This window comes from Gracilimonas sp. B-17, assembly GCF_056857935.1.
Genome location: NZ_JBSXOA010000012.1, coordinates 1,286,767 through 1,302,380, shown reverse-complemented (window position 1 = coordinate 1,302,380; position 15,614 = coordinate 1,286,767). Strand labels below are relative to the sequence as shown.

Genomic DNA, 15,614 nt, shown 5'->3' with positions numbered 1-15,614 from the left:
AAAAAACGGTATATGAGGCTACAAAACAACAAATCACAAATGAATTGTGGTAGCAGTTGATAGAGAAAAAGGGCCAACAAGAGAAGGTACTTTTGTATTCAAAAACTTAAATTTTATCATCATTATCGCTCTTAAAATTACTTGGGCTTACCCCAAACTTCTCTTTGAAAGCTTTACTGAAATAAGAAGGGCTGTTGAAACCAACCTCATATGCTATTTCAGAGATGGTTCCTGTATGGTTTTCGATTTTTTCTTTGGCCAGATTTAGGCGGTAGGAACGGATGAAATCTGTTACTGACAGGTCAGTAAGGGCCACCAACTTTCGGTGAAGCTGCGATCGGCTCATACCCACTTCCCTGGCAAGATGATCTACAGAAAAATCTTCATCAACTATATGTTTTTTAATACTATTCACTACCCGCAGAAGAAACGCTTCTTCCATGGATTTTGTGGAAAGCGCTTCTGGTTTGATCTCGATCTTCCGGTTATACTTTTCCTTTAGTTTCTTTCGGGAGGTGATCAGGTTTTCAACCCGGATCAGAAGCTCATCGGGACGGAAGGGTTTTGTAACATAATCATCGGCATGGGTTTTGAGCCCCTGTATTTTGTCATCATGCGATGCCTTTGCGGTAAGAAGAATAAGTGGAATATGGCTGGTTTTTTCATCCTGTTTCAGCGTTTTTGCCACCTTATATCCATCCATCTTCGGCATCATTACATCGCTTACTATTAAATCCGGAATTTCCCTGATTGCAAGATCAACACCCGCCTCACCGTCGGGTGCAGTGATGAGGCGATACATTTTATTCAATATATCCGTAAGGTAGTTTTTTACATCCTCGTTGTCTTCGATAAGTAGCAGGAGAGGAGCCGCAGCATCGGCTGTAGATTGAGGCAGTGTTTCGTCATTAGGTTGTTCATCTCCTGTAACATCTTTAGTCTTCTTTTTATTGATCTCGCTCGATGAAACCGTGACTTTTTCCGAATCACTATAGTACCGTTCAGAAATGGGGAGTTCTACGATAAATACAGTGCCCTGCCAAGGCGAACTTTGAGCCCGGATCTCGCCATGGTGAAGCTGAACTAACTCTTTTGTGAGTTCCAGGCCTATACCGGATCCTATAGTGCCGGAGTATTCTGTTTCAGATCCCCGATAAAAGCGGTCGAATATATGGTCAAGATCTTGCTCAGAAATGCCTTCACCGCTGTTTGTCACTTCAAGCCTGCACCATGTAAGCTCATTAGATCTCTCCTGTTGTGAAACTTTCACACTCACCTCACTACCATCGGGGGAAAATTTGATGGCATTACTTAGAAGATTGATCAGAATGGTTTCGATCTTATCGCGGTCGATCCATGCTTCCGGAAATTCTGCTTCGGCTTCGGTTGTAAGACTGATCTGCCGCATATCAGCCAAAGACTGAAAAGACATGGTTACACCCCTGATCAATGAAATAATATCCGATCTGTTTACATTTAATGTCAGGTTCCCAGATTCAAGTTGAGACAGATCCAGAAGCTGGTTGATTTGTGACAAAAGCCGGCGGCTGTTTTTTTGCATGATACTGAGTTGCTTGTGAATCTTGGGATCATCTGTAGAAGCTTTGATCTGCTCAATAGGGCCTGATATCAGCGTGAGAGGGGTTCTGAATTCATGCGAAATGTTGGAGAAGAAATTGGATTTCATTCTGGCTACCTCTTCGCTTTTATCAAGCAGCTGCCTGTTTTTTCTGGCTTTGTATCTTTGACCGGAATAGAGTAGCAACAGTATCATTGAAACCAGGATACCGGATGCCAGATAAGTGTTCCGGCGAAATGAAGCATTTTCCGCCTCGAGGGTGAGCATGGAGATGGTTTGTTCCTGTTTATCAGTTTCATAGAGTATCTCCAGTTCATTTATCTGTTTCTCTCTTTCTATGGTAAACAAACTGTCTCTGATCTCGATATACTTTCGTAAAGCACGGTTAGCTGATTCAAAATCCCGAAGCCCTTCATTGGCCGAAGCCATGTTCAGATAGGTATAGCGAAGGCGATCCAGATCACTACGGTCAATCCCCGATTGTTCGGCCTCGGTTGCAAAAGCCAATGCCTGCTCGTGATCTTCCAGTGCAAGATAAGCCTCTGTGATACCATTCAGTGTCGGAGTGATATTGGATCCGGTTTCACGTTTAATGGCAAGGCCCTCGAACATGTAGGGAAGGCTCTCTTCAGCTAAACCCAGCTTTCGGTAAGTAGTGCCGATATTGGCCAGTATAACAGCTTGGTCATTTTTGTACTTCAGTTCCCTCGCCAGTTCAAGAGCTTCCTCGTGGTATCTCATGGCCGTATCATAATCCTCGTTTCTCTGGTAGGCAGCACCTAGATTTAGTTTACTTATCATTATCCCGGTTTTGTCTTCCATTTCTTCATCGATCTCAAGAGCCAGATGGAAGTGACGGGTGGCTTCATCATAGTTCCCGTTTTTCAAATATAAATTGCCAATAATAGTGTGAGATACTGCAGTACTAGTCTTACGGCCCAACTTTTCATTAATTCTAAGGGCCTCAAACAAGTAAGTTAGGGATGTAGTGAAATCTCCTAACTCTTGATAAATGCGGCCCAGTGAATTATTCGTATTTGCAACATTCGGTTCAAGCCCAAGTTCTTTATATAATATTAGTGCATTCTGTGACCTGCTAATGGCCTCTGAAAAATTGGCATTACTTTCATAATAGCGGCTCAGATGATAGTGTCCTTTGGCTATGAGTGATTGGATATTTAAAGCTTCTGCCTTTTCAATGCCTTCTTCAAAAAAGGGGAGTGCTTCGGTTCGGTTTGAAGCACGCATCAGAAGTTCGCCATTTACATAAAGAGACTTGATCTCGTCTTCCGGGATGTCGGTTTCCCTGCTTAGTTCCAAAGCCTGCTCCGCATAATTCTTTGCCTGTACCGGATCATTGAAGATCCACTTATCGACTAGTTCGAGCAATTCATCAACACTTTTCGGAGCTTCTTGAACTGCATTCCCGGATTGTGAAAACAAGTCAAGAGGAGTAAAGATCAATATGACCAGTATTGATGAAAAGAGTAGAGTTCTTACCCGATTATTTTTTACACCCATCATAATAGTATTGGGAAAGGTTACTTGGTGTGAAGCAACATAAATCCAAATTAGCTTCACTAAAATTTAATAGGTTGTTATAAATGCAGGAACCTTGAAGAGGGAAAATTTCTATCCATTTTCTTTTTCCCACAGAAAGTCATAAAAATAAATTAGAACAAGTACCACCACTCAAAGAACAAAGGGATCATAATTCCTTTGAAGTAGCGAAATTAATATCAAAGAAACAAGTTTCCATCATAACCGTGCATACGCCTATGTCAAGAAGTAGTTAAAACATCCTGTCAGTTCAATTCAAATGCAACAGTATCACCCTCTGCTGTAAATGCCCGGGCTTTAAATGTCCAGTTACCGGCAGGTATGGGATTAGCCCATTTGGTACCACTTAGGTAAGATTGATCGGATAACGGCAGCCTTTGCCCGGGAGCGATCCTATACACTAACAGTTCATCAAAACAGATATAGTTTTCTTGCATACGATTATACCAAACGGGTTCCCCGTCTGCATTGTAGGCAATGATATTGAAGGCACAGGTACCGGTTTCGATCCTTGCCGAATTCGTACCGACATTTTCAGTCCAAATCCGGGTGTCTATACTATTTTCCCGAGCCGACCATGTGATCTCACCCTGAAACGTCATGTCTCCATCTATTTGAAGATCATGCCTGGGCAGGGGCGGGGAATCAATGACCGCTACAGGCTCATTACACCCGAGCAATGATAATGATATGAAAAGTATGATTGTGAGTGTTTTGATCACTGGTTTAAAGCATGATTTCGTATTTCAATTATAGATCTGGCACGAGATGGCCTACACTTAACGAGCTTAAGTTCCTTTTCTTTTAAAAGAAACCTTACTTTTGTACGAGATCTAATCGTAACGGAATAAACGACATTAAATAATATACCATGAAGGTAAGCCTTATTATAATACTGATGACAGTCACATTGATGGGTAGACTGTATTTGGAAGAGCAAACGTCTCAAATATCAAGCAATTCTCAGAATGATGAGAAACTTACCTCTTCTTTTACCTGGGAAGGCAAATGGTCGTTTGAAACGGAAACGAGCAGGGCGACATTGTGATGTCTCTGGAGCTCACAGAGGACGGAAATGGATATATAGGCTGGCATTGCATGACTGATGGAAGGATCCTGGGAGGCGCCAGTGATTGCACTGACTTTTCAGGTGAGACTCCTCAATATACTCTGACCAATTCAAAAATAATCAGTCCGAATACTCTGGAATTCAATTTCATCTCAGGTTACATACCCGGAAGGGGAAAAGCCAGGATCAGCAGGATCAATGACAGTTCGATCCGCTTTTATGTAACCGAACTCCCCGATCATTTTAGGGTCTCACCTTTGGCGAACTACCTTTACCTAAATGATGGGTTAGGGGCAGATGCTTCCGGTGGTATAGAGTTGACTAAATAGTTACCAATACGTACTTAAACCTTCCCATTTCTCACCATACTCATCAGACAGGTATTCATCTACAACCCGGTTATACCGAATTGTTGCCTGTCTTAGCTTTTCCCATTGCTGGTCGAAAACACCTTCATATTTTTTGTAAACGTATTCAATGTCATACCCAAACTTCTCTTGTCTGTCTGGATCGTAAAAGGGATGCTTACCACCAATAACCTCTCCCCATATTTTCAATTTTATGATGCCGGAATTCAGGTCAGAAATAGCATTTTTGCCATTAAACGGTAAGTCTGAAGGGTCGTAAACTGTACCTAAAGTTATCTCAATAAATAGAGAGTCACTATTAGTGACAGCTAAACTTTCATACTTAGTTTCGTAGGTGATAAGGGATGTACTTAAAAGGTAATTACCGGGAGTCAGCCCTTCAATTTTAAAGGTCGCGGTTTTTTGATCAGTTACAGACCCTGTAATTATAGTTGAGTCTAAGTCCATTACAACGACAGTAGCACCGGGGAGTGCGTAGGGGTCATTTTTAATTTTATTCGGTGGTGAATAGAAAAGACCACTGGTGTCGACAACAGCTTCTACCTTACCGGTTAAGGTGACAGAATTTGAAGCATTCTGACCTATTGCCTGCAATTGAAATAAAATGATGCAGCAAAATAATAACAAGCTATGTTGGGTAACTTTCTGCATTAATAATTGGAATTGTTTTGTTAACCGAATTCGTGTCTTAATGGGAAACGATAATAATTTAGCTGTACGGAATTAATGACTTGTTGTCTACTGTGACTAAATGGTTTACTTTCGCCACATTCCTAAAATTTGCCGGGCTTGCTGGATCATCTCTTTTTGTGGGTGATTTTCAATATGATAACTCATAAATCTCACAAATTTGTATCCATCCCGGTCAAGCCATTCAACCATGAGGCTTTTCCCATCCAACTGAGATCTTTCTTCAATAGGTTGATGAAGGAGATCAATGAAGCCGGGTCGTAAAAGGTGGTCTTGAATGGCTTCGATCTCGTCTTGATCTGCCACGGCAATTAAGCAACCGGATGTTGATCCATAAGCAGTAGAAACAGTATTTATGTCAGAAATGCAGTTCCATTTTGTTTTGAGCTTTGAATCATCTTCAGGCTCAGAATTCGCCCAGGAAGCGTACCACTTTCCATCGATCTGATCGGACCCAACATGTATATCCAGGAAACGAGCAGCCATGTTGTGGGAAAGGGGGATCCACAGCCTCAAGCGCCTTATGTTTGAGTACTCATTATCGCTTAGCATCTCAACACCTGCGGCCTGGGCATAGGTATTTAACAAACCAAGTTTGGAGTATTTCACGGATGTATCACTTTCAGAAACATGGCTCGTGTCTTGTGCCGATAATGTGATCGTACAAAGGATAAATAATGGAATGATGAGAATTGAGGCTCTTTTTAGCATTAGGTTAAGTAATGAAATGTATTAAGATATTTCAGCAGTACAGATCCTGGTTTGATAAAAAAACTGTTTAATAATTATGTTATACAGAATTAACTTGGCAAGGTATTAAAACAAGGTTATATACACGATTCGTCCAGATGTTGCCACTTTAAAATCCACTCACCTCCAACATTCACTAATAACCTTTTATAGGTTGATGGAAGATCTGCAGAAGGGTCAACGGTCTCATAGTAAATAAAGGCATCATTAATCCCATCCGTATCAAGATCAAAACCTTCGCCTGAAATGGTAATTCCTCCGGTGGTTTTGAGAGCCGTCTCATTTTTTGAAATAGATGAGATTCTACTGTCATAAGGAATGATAAAAAGACCAGTTTCCCTATTTAAACGAGGGTTTTTAACTTGAAGAGTTTGTTCAAACTGAATATGTGGAAAATTTATTGTTCCCCGACAATCGCTTCTGCCAATGAGATACCAATGGCTTAGCTTTGTCTTGTAGATCTCATCCCGGAACCATAACATGGTAGAGAGATTATTATTCCAGATTATCTTTTGACCAAGATAATTCTCATCAGCATCTGTTCCGGTTAATAATTTATATGATTTTAATTGGGATGAGATAAATTCCAGCATTGTAAGGTCAGAGTCCCATGCGAATGGTTTGTTAAATCCGCTAATCTGTAGTTCGCCTATATGGTATGAATCAACGTTTTGCTTATTAAAAAATGACGCGGATGTCTTAGTAAATGTTGGCGTGTCTGTGATCCAGCTAAATTCCACCTTTGATTGAATAATTTCAGTGATTCTCTCTTGTGCATGAACAGAGGTAAGTGCCAGGAAGGAGATGAGTATGATTAGTGAATTTTTCATATGGATCTACGGTGTTCCTAAATGTAAATGTATGTGGAGAAGGTGGTAAGATAGACATGTCACAAAGGGCTTACAGGATTGTGACTTTCGGTACGAGGTTACAATGATATAATTGTAAATTATTCTTTAATAATTGCTCGAAATTCTCCGGTTACATCAAATTCATCATTTAGATTATTTACTGCTATAAGCTCAAAATGCCCAACTAAAAGATCATTTGTTTTTTAATCAATAGTAATGGTCCCAGATCTGATTCCGTGGGATTCGAGAGTTACTGGCTGAATAAATAAATTTTGGATCAAAGTTGATCCCAGCTCCAAACTATTTATGTCTGTCTTCCAAAGTGAATTTAAAGTTAAACCAATATTAAAAGTGTATTCAGTAATTTCACCATTGATCTCTCTTTCATTTGTAAACTCTCCGGTTTTTAGAGTTAAGAATAAAACTGAATCTTCTGAAATGTTCTGATTTCCATCTTTTGATGGGATACCAATTTGAAATAGAGCATCACCATCAAAATCATTTCCATTTTCAACAATTGCAGTAAATGTTCCGTCTAAAAGCTCGTCAGTATCTGGGTTTATTGGTCTCGTGCAATTTGCCAAAAATATTGCACTGACAAGTAGGAAAGAAAATAGCTTCATATTAAGAAAAGTTTATTGATATATTGAAGTACCCTTATAAGTATTTTAGTAAAATTCATATAAAATAACAACCCAGCGATAAATCATAGTAGTAAATAAAGTTTACATAGCAATAAAGCCAAGGCGATTAAATTGTTGATCATACAAAGCACCAACCGTCGGATCTTCAATTAATTGTGATCCATCACTGGCAGTATAATATTTATAAATGATCATAAAATAATGGTCCTTAATTTTATAAAGCGCATGTTGGGTAGATGGACCTTTAACAGGTTCGCCTTTATAGATCTCTTTCAGGACCCCATCACAGATCGATTGCTCCTGCGGAAAATTCAAACGTCGAATTTCTGACTCGATTACCTTATGACCGAATGATGGAAATGCACTTTCACGGCTAGATCGAACTTGCTCAGAAGTAAATAGTTCGATAACAGTATTATCCATAAAGTCTAAGTAATCATTACACGATGATTGGGCAGAAACCTCTTTTGGACCAATTAAGATCATGACAGGCATGATCATTAAAACAATAAAGATATTGTTTCCCACAGCAGTGTCCCATTTATGGATATCTTTGGTCATTTATCTATTTACTAAAGTTAACTGCTGATCTTCATTTGGTATTGCCCATCTGAGGTTAGTGAATAAATCTCATAACTGAATTTTAAGCAATATAACGCTCAACTCAACCGATGCTTTCAACGGTCGGCTGCATTTGCTTGACAGGCATATTTTCTATGAATGTCGCTTGGACTCTTTTAGAAAAAAGCATGTAAGGGATCCATATGATACCAGCTACAAGTGATCTCAAAAACTCTGTTGTTGTGTCTGGATCAAACATTGGCACTCCAGGAAAAACTTTAGTAACAATCCAAGCATCCAGAGGTATAAATATCAATGATACCACTACAATGCCTATATATAGTTTTGGGAATAGAAAATGCCTAGAAAAGAACAAAAATATCAGATAGATGGAAGCGGCAACCATAATAGTGTTAAATGCGATCTCACCAACCAATAAAGTACTAAAAAATGGGGTATAAGCTTCGGATCCTTCTGTAGTTAACATTTCCCAAGTGCCATTTTCAAAAATTGGCTTGTATGTTGGGATAAGCGTAACAAGCAATCTGATAGGATTTATTACAACGCCGAGTCCAACCAAAATTAGCCATCCACTTAGCCCATTTAATTCATCATTATCAGTCATTCTCAATTGTCCTATTTGGTTTAACTAACGACTCATCGTGTAAGCGGCGAGTCTGGCTATTAAAATTAACGACCCGAACCGCGTTCGAGTCCGCTTTTTATGCAGTGATGCGGAGGGTTATTCTTTTGAGAAGTCTCTGTAGAAACCAGGGCCTTCCGTCGGTTTGAGTACCCTTGACTCAAAGCTACCTTTGTGTCCGTCATTGTAGTCGATAGAAGCAGAGATCATTTTTAATGTCCCATCTTCATCGAACTCAAGATGATCATAAGTCAGGTCAATATTCTGTGATGCTAAATCTGCTTTGATCAAACTAAGATCACCTTTTGTTAATTCAGTAGTGAATTTCACATCAATGACTCCGCTACGCTCTTCGGTACAGCTGTTCATGGTGATGATGATAACAAACGATACAAGGATGCTAAATATCTTATTCCACATGATTTCTTATTTGGTTTGATATTATGTGTTGCTACAAGTCGCGGCCAGTATTGGCAAAACGACCAAGTCCGCGTTGAAACCATTGTTATAGAGCATTGATAAAACTATTCTTTAGAAGGGTAGATCATCATCTAGTTCGTCATTAGAACTATCTTTAATGTCTTGGATATTTATATCTGAATCGATTTCTTCGTTTAATGCTTTATTATAGTTTTCGACTATATCATCAACGGTTTGTAGTACCATTTTAAGCTTTTCATCTTCAATGTCTGGGATTGACAGGCGTATTTCATTTTCATTTTCAATACTTTTAGTAAGCATTGAAACAAGTTCAGTAAAATCTACATCACCAGAGTAGTCAATAGATATTACAGTGTCGGAAATACTACTTAGTTTTATTGTTTCATTTTCTTCGTCAAGAGTGACTGTCACGTTATTCATGTCAATTAATTCCTCCTCTAATAAGTCTGTTTATATTGTATTTTTTAGACCTCATGTCAAAGATATATTCCCCGCCATCTAATATTTTGCAGATCTCTTTCTGATATTCTTGATTTTCCAAAACAACTTGGGAATAGCTAATTCGATTATTTTCATTTCTCGCAATTATAATATTCTCAGCGTCACCATAAACTACTATTGAAGGATTATGTGTGACCAAAATTAATTGCTTACTGAATTTGATATTTCTAATTAGTGTTACCAATCTTTCAGAAATAAACTTGTTACCTAAATTATCTTCAGGTTGATCTATGAATATTATTTTGGACTTAGGGTTTTTAAGTAATACCTCTAAATATTTTTCTGAATTATAACCTGGGCTGTTATTTTTAGAAGTCTCACCACTACCATAGGATAAATAATCTCTCGGATCATTTAGTGCATTGTAAATAATTTCAAGTTCCTTTTGAATCTTCTTATCCAAATTTTCAGAGGAGTTGTCTGAATAATTTTTAATCGTCAAAATTTGATTGCTCAATGCTAACAAATTCAGATACAAACTATCGTTAAATTTAAAATCGTGAATTCCCTCACCAATCGAATTCTTAATATTCTTTTCCTCAATAAAACCAACCTCTAAGTTGAGATTGACATTTTCACTGATTTTAATTGACTCTTCAATTGTAAAGTCAAAATCTTCAACTTTACAAGAATTTTGTTTTAAAATTCTGGAAAGTCGAAATTTATTGAGGATGCTTTGCTTGAGTTTTTTTATATCATTTAATGATTGATTTTTTTGCTGTGACTCAATATTCAATTGTCCATTTACATCAGAGATAACTTGTTCAATTGAATTTAAAAACTTCATCTTTTTGCCATGGATATCCGTCATTGACATTAACAGACTTTCTTTCTCTTTAACCAATGAAATAAACTTTGTGATGGTTTTTTTTTGTTCTTCGTCTAATTCAAATAGTTTATTTCTTAAGAAATAATTAGCATCAGAAATCAATCTTTGGAAGTTTGCAACACTTTCACCGATTAATTCTGCAATATCATAAGTCTTTTTAATTTGTTCCAAATCGCAAATGAAGACAAAGTTTTCACTGAGAATATGGTCTAAATCACTCTCATGTAGTACATATCGTTTATCTGCTTGCTCTAAACACTTTTCATAGCTATTGAGAAGATCTTCTACTTTATTCTCTAAAAATTTTCTTTTCTCTGAAAATTTTTCTTTTGCGGCTAAATATTCATCAAATTTATCTGACTCTTTTGCTAAATCAGAAAGCTTGTTTTCTTCGAAATACCTTACTATTGAACCCTGCTCCAAATAGATTATATCATCATTAGATATCGATACAGTTTCCTTAAAGTTTGTGTCTTTGGTCGTTTTAAGTTGTGCACAATCATAATTCAAATTTTCATATTTCTTTCTATTGGTTTTAATGCTATCAATTTTATCACCAATCAAAGACATCATTAAACTTTTACCACTGGATCGACCACCGACTAAAACATTTAAGTGAGGGCTAAAGGACACCTCACCATCTTTTAGAAAACCATCATCAGTAATTTTAACTTTATCAAGATAGTTGTTAGTAGTGTGTAACTTTGCTAATTCTGGTTCTGATTTTATTCGTGATTGAGGATCAATAAATGCAAGTCTAAGCGTCTCGAAATTTTTTCCGCCCTTTACATAGTAGAAACTATGGACTTTGTCATCTTCTCCTTTATTTGCACACGGATAGTTTTCGATATAATGATTGTCGGAAAACTCTATATAGGCATGGTCATTTTTATTGCGAAATTTTTCTTCTAGAACTTTATCAAATCCTTCATTGTAAATATGCCTTGCCTTTTGAGGTACTTTTTCAAAAGCGCTTTGCATTAACAATACCATTTTTTGAGCGTCTTCTATATTATTCCGATAACTATTAACTATGCTTCTAGTATTTCCCGCATGTGGAATAAAAAAGAAATCATCTTCAGGAAAAAGTTCGACTACTTCATCTATATTTAAAACTCTTTCTTTTTCAGCCAACCCTTTTTCAGAGTATTTTACTTCTAATCGATCCGAAATGCTTTTTGCTCCATCTATATCTGAAAAGTTGAAAATGAGTAATGAATGGTAAATTTTTTCTCTTTCTTCAATTTTAACATTTATGTCAAGTTCAACACCGACTAATAGCAATGGATCTTCATTCGAATCATAATCTTCATAATATTCTGTATAGGCATCAATGTTAATGATATTGTGATCTGTCAATGAAAATACGGACACTTCATTCACTTTTAACTTTGATTTTAGGGTTTCGACTGAAAACTTACCTTTATAGTCATTTTCCTTGGTTTTTTTACTCCAATCCGTATGAATGTGTAAATCAATTTTTTGCCAATGTGAGTATTTTTTTTTGTTGGCCATTTATACCATTTTTCAAATTAAGTAGTGTTCGATCTTTCTTTTTTAGATGCTCTATAACATAATATTATCCGAACTAAGGTAATTTTAGGGCTTACAAGTTGATACCGTACAAACAAGTAATCTATACCCCTTATGTTCGTATTAAGTATTTTTTGGAGGTAATACGAATTATTGATCGCTTATACCCCGAAAAACATTTTACCTAAAATACCATCTTTGGAAGTAAAGTCAATTTAAGACTTTAGGCGAAGGAGAGAGGTAGGTGCCGTGACTGTTCAAAAAATGTAGTGTCTTTTTCGGGAAAAAGACGTGTGTTTGTTTAAGAAATCACGTGTGTTTTTTGAGGTAAACACGTGTGCTAGTTTTGCAGAGTACAGTGATCAGTAAACAGTGATCCTGGGTTGTCATAGCGGGTACGAACCAGTCAGGGAAGGGCGCTTAGTAAACCACGAGACTGCCTGGCGGGGAGGCTGGGACATGGAGATCAGGAGCCGAGATAATGAAGCTTCACCCTTAAACAGGTAAAGGCTGGATGGTATTTCGAAGCTTAGGCCATGAAGCTTTACAGGCATTTTGCCCAACCTATGCTTGTGTACCTGAAGGCTTTTTCCCAGGGTTTAACACCTTACCTTCGTCGTTTTCCTCTTTCTTTTGTACCGACAAAAGAAACAAAAGCTCTCGGCTGCGAAAAATGAGCTAAAGTTGACTTCATTTCACTAAAAGAAATCAATGCTCCTTCACTGGGCTTGCCAGTACCTTAGTGCCATGCGGTATGATTTCTTTCTTAACGCTTCATTCCGCCACCTTCTTAACGCTCTTTTTTCTAAGGCCGATCTAATAAATATGGTGTCATCCCTGTAGATGTCAGGTAATTCGAGGACAGAATATTAAACATGTTCCTGTACGACCCCTTCAGGGCTTTCATCTTAACCAACATTGTCCACGAATTATCTAACATCTACAATCCCAAGTGCGTACCGGGTAGTGGAGGATCAATTAGTAGAACATGAGGGATCTCAAAGTAAGCACTGGCAATCATGTCTGAATGTGAGATCCTTCGCGGTAGGCTTTTCAAAATTATGTCAAACCCCACTTCGCTCAGGACGACAACGTGTAGGAAGGGGATACTCGTGAAGATCCTACTCCGCCAGCCGGCGGATCAGAATGACAACCTGGGGAATTGGTCATGTCGTTATTACCAATCCCCGGTCCACCGTCTTCCGTCATCGGTCCAAATTACTCCTGTTGCCCGAATTCAAATTGTTTAGGCGGATCCACATTCTTCAGGTGCTTCACGAAGTAATCCCATCGCTTGCGCATCATATAATCTTCACTGTAATAGCCGTGACCCCGGTTCGGGAACATAATCATATCGAAATCCTTGTTGGCTTCGATAAGGGCATTTACGACCAGCAAGGTGTTGTAAGGGGGGACGTTGCTGTCGAGTGTACCGTGTGTCAGCAGAAGCTTACCTTTCAGGTTATCAGCCAGCAGCTGGTTGGCCTGATTGTCATAGTTAGTGGATTGATCATCCGTAACGCCATCATTATTGGTGCCTTTCAGCAGTCCCTGCCATTTTTCACCCCATGGATCAGCATAGTTACGGTTGTCGTGGTTACCGGCTCCTGATACCGCCACATCATAGAAGTCAGGATAGGCCAGAATGGCACGGGTAGAGGCAAATCCACCACCGGAATGACCGAATATGCCAACCCTTGTGGTATCCATCCATGAATGACGTGTACCTAATTCCCGTATCATGGCGATCTGATCAGGAATGCCGTTATCGCCCATATTACCGTAATAGAAATCGTGGAAGGCTTTGGATCGGCCGGGCGTACCCTGGGCATCCACTTCAACTACTATAAAGCCCAACTCGGCCAGGGCCTGCTTGTCGGAGCGTGAGGCGCGGAATGCACGGCTGCCCACACTGCCTGATTGCGGTCCGGGATACAGGTAATTCAATACGGGATAAGTTTTGGATGAATTGAAGTTGGATGGTTTATACATTAATCCGTAGAGATCGGTCTCGCCATCACGGGCTTTAACCGTAAATGGTTCAGGTGCAACCCAACCGGCAGCCTGCAGCTCGGTGATGTCGGCCTCCGCCAGTTCAGTAATGATCTCCCCATCCATCGAACGCAGGACAGAAACGGGAGGGGTGTTGGGTGTGGAATAAGTATCTACAAAGTATTCTCCTGATCCCGAAATGTTTATTTGGTGATGAGCGATCTCAGGTGTTAGAAGTTCCATGCCCGATCCATCAAAATTGATGCGATACAGGTAATTGAAATAAGGATTATCGCCATCCCGGCCGCCACCGGTAAAATAAATCGTACGGTTTTCTTCATCCACTCTCAGTATCTCAAGTACGGTCCAGTCCCCTGATGTGATCTGATTTTTGAGTTGCCCTGTTTGCAAGTTATACAGATACAGATGTCCCCAGTTGTCACGTTGTGAGAACCAGATAAATTCGTTACTGTCTTCCAGCATTCTCCAGCTGATACTTTCCACACCGGATTCAAAAAAGGTATCGGTTTCTTCGCGATAGACCGATCGGACGGAGCCGGTATTTGGGTTAGCTACAACGAGTTCCGCATCCTGATGATCACGGGAGACCGATACGAAGGCAAGGGTACTGCCATCTGCGCTCCATTCATTATCGAGGAATTTCCCGGACCAGTCAGCCACATGATCGGTGATGGTAGAACGCTGTGGGTCGGGACTTTTCTGCAGGGGAACCACTTGTGGTGAAGGTTCAAGATTGATCACCACACGGTTCAGGCGAAAGATCAGACTGTCGCCCGGAAGGGGATATTTCCAGGCTTCCAGTTCCGGGTGTCCCACTTTGGTTGAAGCCAGGTACATTTCACCCACACCCCGTGCATCCTGTTTGAAGGTGGAAATGCGTTTTGAGTCAGGTGACCATAATACCACCGGGCTATCTCTTTTAACCCAGCCGGCATTGTTGATGGCATATCCAAAATTCTCTTCGCCATCGTAGGTGAGTTGGGTGATCCGGTCAGTTTCAAGGTTTCGCATGAATAGGTTGTTATCACGGATGAATACCGCTTTGCTGCCATCCGGGGAAACTGATTCATTCCAGTTTCGTCCGCTTGCATCACCGTTGGAGGTGCATTCATAGTCGATAAGGCTACACACAAAGGTCTCACCATTTGCACTGAATGTGATAGCATCCCCGTTGTTTGTATAATCAAAACTTCGAAAAGGGAGGTTAAGGGGATCCACGTCTTTATCCAGAATACCGGATAATACTTTTGCAAGGCGGTCATGATCAAAAGCACGTTCTGCGTTCCCGGACGCCGGATCTGCCTTTATAAACTCTGTGCCTTCTTTTATGGTGTGTTGGTATAGGAGGATGTCATCGTCCGTCCAGCGTTGCCCGGAGATAGTTCCATAAACCAGATCGGAAGTATGGGAGGAAAGAGCTCTTTCAGCTCTTTTGTAGTCATCATCGGTGACCTGTTCCGAACTAAAGGAGCAACCGAAAAGGGTTAAGGCTATCAGTACGGATGAGAAAAAGAGTGGTATCCTGAATGTCATAGAAATTGATTTAATTATTAGCAATGAGCGAATATATAGAATAGTAAGT

13 protein-coding genes are annotated in these 15,614 nt (G+C 39.5%); 1 reads left to right on the top strand and 12 read right to left on the bottom strand.

The features are described 5' to 3' along the window. Positions 1–106: 106 nt before the first annotated feature. Both AC13FX_RS14040 and AC13FX_RS14035 read right to left on the bottom strand, forming a co-directional pair. The gene (locus AC13FX_RS14040; RefSeq protein WP_482881488.1) at positions 107–3,103 is read right to left on the bottom strand and encodes a tetratricopeptide repeat protein; all 2,997 of its coding nucleotides are present in this window, start codon (positions 3,101–3,103) and stop codon (positions 107–109) included. A 281-nt stretch (positions 3,104–3,384) separates the two neighbouring features. Further along, complete coding sequence (locus tag AC13FX_RS14035) at positions 3,385–3,861, bottom strand: hypothetical protein (protein ID WP_482881487.1); 477 nt, start codon at positions 3,859–3,861, stop codon at positions 3,385–3,387. A gap of 325 nt (positions 3,862–4,186) precedes the next feature. Between AC13FX_RS14035 and AC13FX_RS14030 the strand changes: the two genes are divergently transcribed. Then, positions 4,187–4,537, top strand: coding sequence for a hypothetical protein (locus AC13FX_RS14030; RefSeq protein ID WP_482881486.1), 351 nt, complete (start codon positions 4,187–4,189; stop codon positions 4,535–4,537). Here AC13FX_RS14030 and AC13FX_RS14025 read toward each other — a convergent pair whose 3' ends face one another. The 10 genes from AC13FX_RS14025 to AC13FX_RS13980 all read right to left on the bottom strand — a co-directional run bounded on the left by AC13FX_RS14025 (position 4,538) and on the right by AC13FX_RS13980 (position 15,565). Further along, on the bottom strand, positions 4,538–5,227 hold the full coding sequence (locus AC13FX_RS14025; RefSeq protein WP_482881485.1) for a carboxypeptidase-like regulatory domain-containing protein: 690 nt from the start codon (positions 5,225–5,227) through the stop codon (positions 4,538–4,540). A 105-nt stretch (positions 5,228–5,332) separates the two neighbouring features. Continuing rightward, positions 5,333–5,977 (bottom strand): hypothetical protein, encoded by a 645-nt coding sequence (locus AC13FX_RS14020; protein WP_482881483.1) that lies wholly within the window; start codon positions 5,975–5,977, stop codon positions 5,333–5,335. 116 nt (positions 5,978–6,093) lie between these two features. Beyond that, entirely contained in the window at positions 6,094–6,846 is a 753-nt protein-coding gene (locus AC13FX_RS14015; protein WP_482881481.1) for a hypothetical protein, read from the bottom strand. 224 nt (positions 6,847–7,070) lie between these two features. Beyond that, a complete protein-coding gene (locus tag AC13FX_RS14010) occupies positions 7,071–7,490 on the bottom strand; it encodes a hypothetical protein (protein ID WP_482881479.1) in 420 nt (139 codons plus the stop codon). A gap of 102 nt (positions 7,491–7,592) precedes the next feature. Next, positions 7,593–8,072, bottom strand: a complete 480-nt coding sequence (locus AC13FX_RS14005) for a hypothetical protein (protein WP_482881478.1) — start codon at positions 8,070–8,072, stop codon at positions 7,593–7,595. A gap of 103 nt (positions 8,073–8,175) precedes the next feature. Beyond that, complete coding sequence (locus AC13FX_RS14000; RefSeq protein WP_482881477.1) at positions 8,176–8,697, bottom strand: DUF2569 domain-containing protein; 522 nt, start codon at positions 8,695–8,697, stop codon at positions 8,176–8,178. A gap of 117 nt (positions 8,698–8,814) precedes the next feature. After that, a complete protein-coding gene (locus AC13FX_RS13995; protein ID WP_482881475.1) occupies positions 8,815–9,135 on the bottom strand; it encodes a hypothetical protein in 321 nt (106 codons plus the stop codon). Between the two features lie 111 nt (positions 9,136–9,246). Continuing rightward, positions 9,247–9,576: a hypothetical protein gene (locus AC13FX_RS13990; protein WP_482881474.1), complete on the bottom strand. Its 330-nt coding sequence runs from the start codon at positions 9,574–9,576 to the stop codon at positions 9,247–9,249. 1 nt (position 9,577) lies between these two features. Then, positions 9,578–12,001, bottom strand: coding sequence for a hypothetical protein (locus AC13FX_RS13985; protein WP_482881473.1), 2,424 nt, complete (start codon positions 11,999–12,001; stop codon positions 9,578–9,580). Between the two features lie 1,236 nt (positions 12,002–13,237). Beyond that, positions 13,238–15,565, bottom strand: coding sequence for a S9 family peptidase (locus tag AC13FX_RS13980; RefSeq protein ID WP_482881472.1), 2,328 nt, complete (start codon positions 15,563–15,565; stop codon positions 13,238–13,240). Positions 15,566–15,614 lie beyond the last annotated feature (49 nt).

Coding starts and splice junctions, on each gene's coding strand:
- AC13FX_RS14040 (WP_482881488.1), bottom strand. CDS start 3,103: ATGATGGGTGTAAAAAATAATCGGGTAAGAACTCTACTCTTTTCATCA.
- AC13FX_RS14030 (WP_482881486.1), top strand. CDS start 4,187: ATGTCTCTGGAGCTCACAGAGGACGGAAATGGATATATAGGCTGGCAT.
- AC13FX_RS14025 (WP_482881485.1), bottom strand. CDS start 5,227: ATGCAGAAAGTTACCCAACATAGCTTGTTATTATTTTGCTGCATCATT.
- AC13FX_RS14020 (WP_482881483.1), bottom strand. CDS start 5,977: ATGCTAAAAAGAGCCTCAATTCTCATCATTCCATTATTTATCCTTTGT.
- AC13FX_RS14015 (WP_482881481.1), bottom strand. CDS start 6,846: ATGAAAAATTCACTAATCATACTCATCTCCTTCCTGGCACTTACCTCT.
- AC13FX_RS14010 (WP_482881479.1), bottom strand. CDS start 7,490: ATGAAGCTATTTTCTTTCCTACTTGTCAGTGCAATATTTTTGGCAAAT.
- AC13FX_RS14005 (WP_482881478.1), bottom strand. CDS start 8,072: ATGACCAAAGATATCCATAAATGGGACACTGCTGTGGGAAACAATATC.
- AC13FX_RS14000 (WP_482881477.1), bottom strand. CDS start 8,697: ATGACTGATAATGATGAATTAAATGGGCTAAGTGGATGGCTAATTTTG.
- AC13FX_RS13995 (WP_482881475.1), bottom strand. CDS start 9,135: ATGTGGAATAAGATATTTAGCATCCTTGTATCGTTTGTTATCATCATC.
- AC13FX_RS13990 (WP_482881474.1), bottom strand. CDS start 9,576: ATGAATAACGTGACAGTCACTCTTGACGAAGAAAATGAAACAATAAAA.
- AC13FX_RS13985 (WP_482881473.1), bottom strand. CDS start 12,001: ATGGCCAACAAAAAAAAATACTCACATTGGCAAAAAATTGATTTACAC.
- AC13FX_RS13980 (WP_482881472.1), bottom strand. CDS start 15,565: ATGACATTCAGGATACCACTCTTTTTCTCATCCGTACTGATAGCCTTA.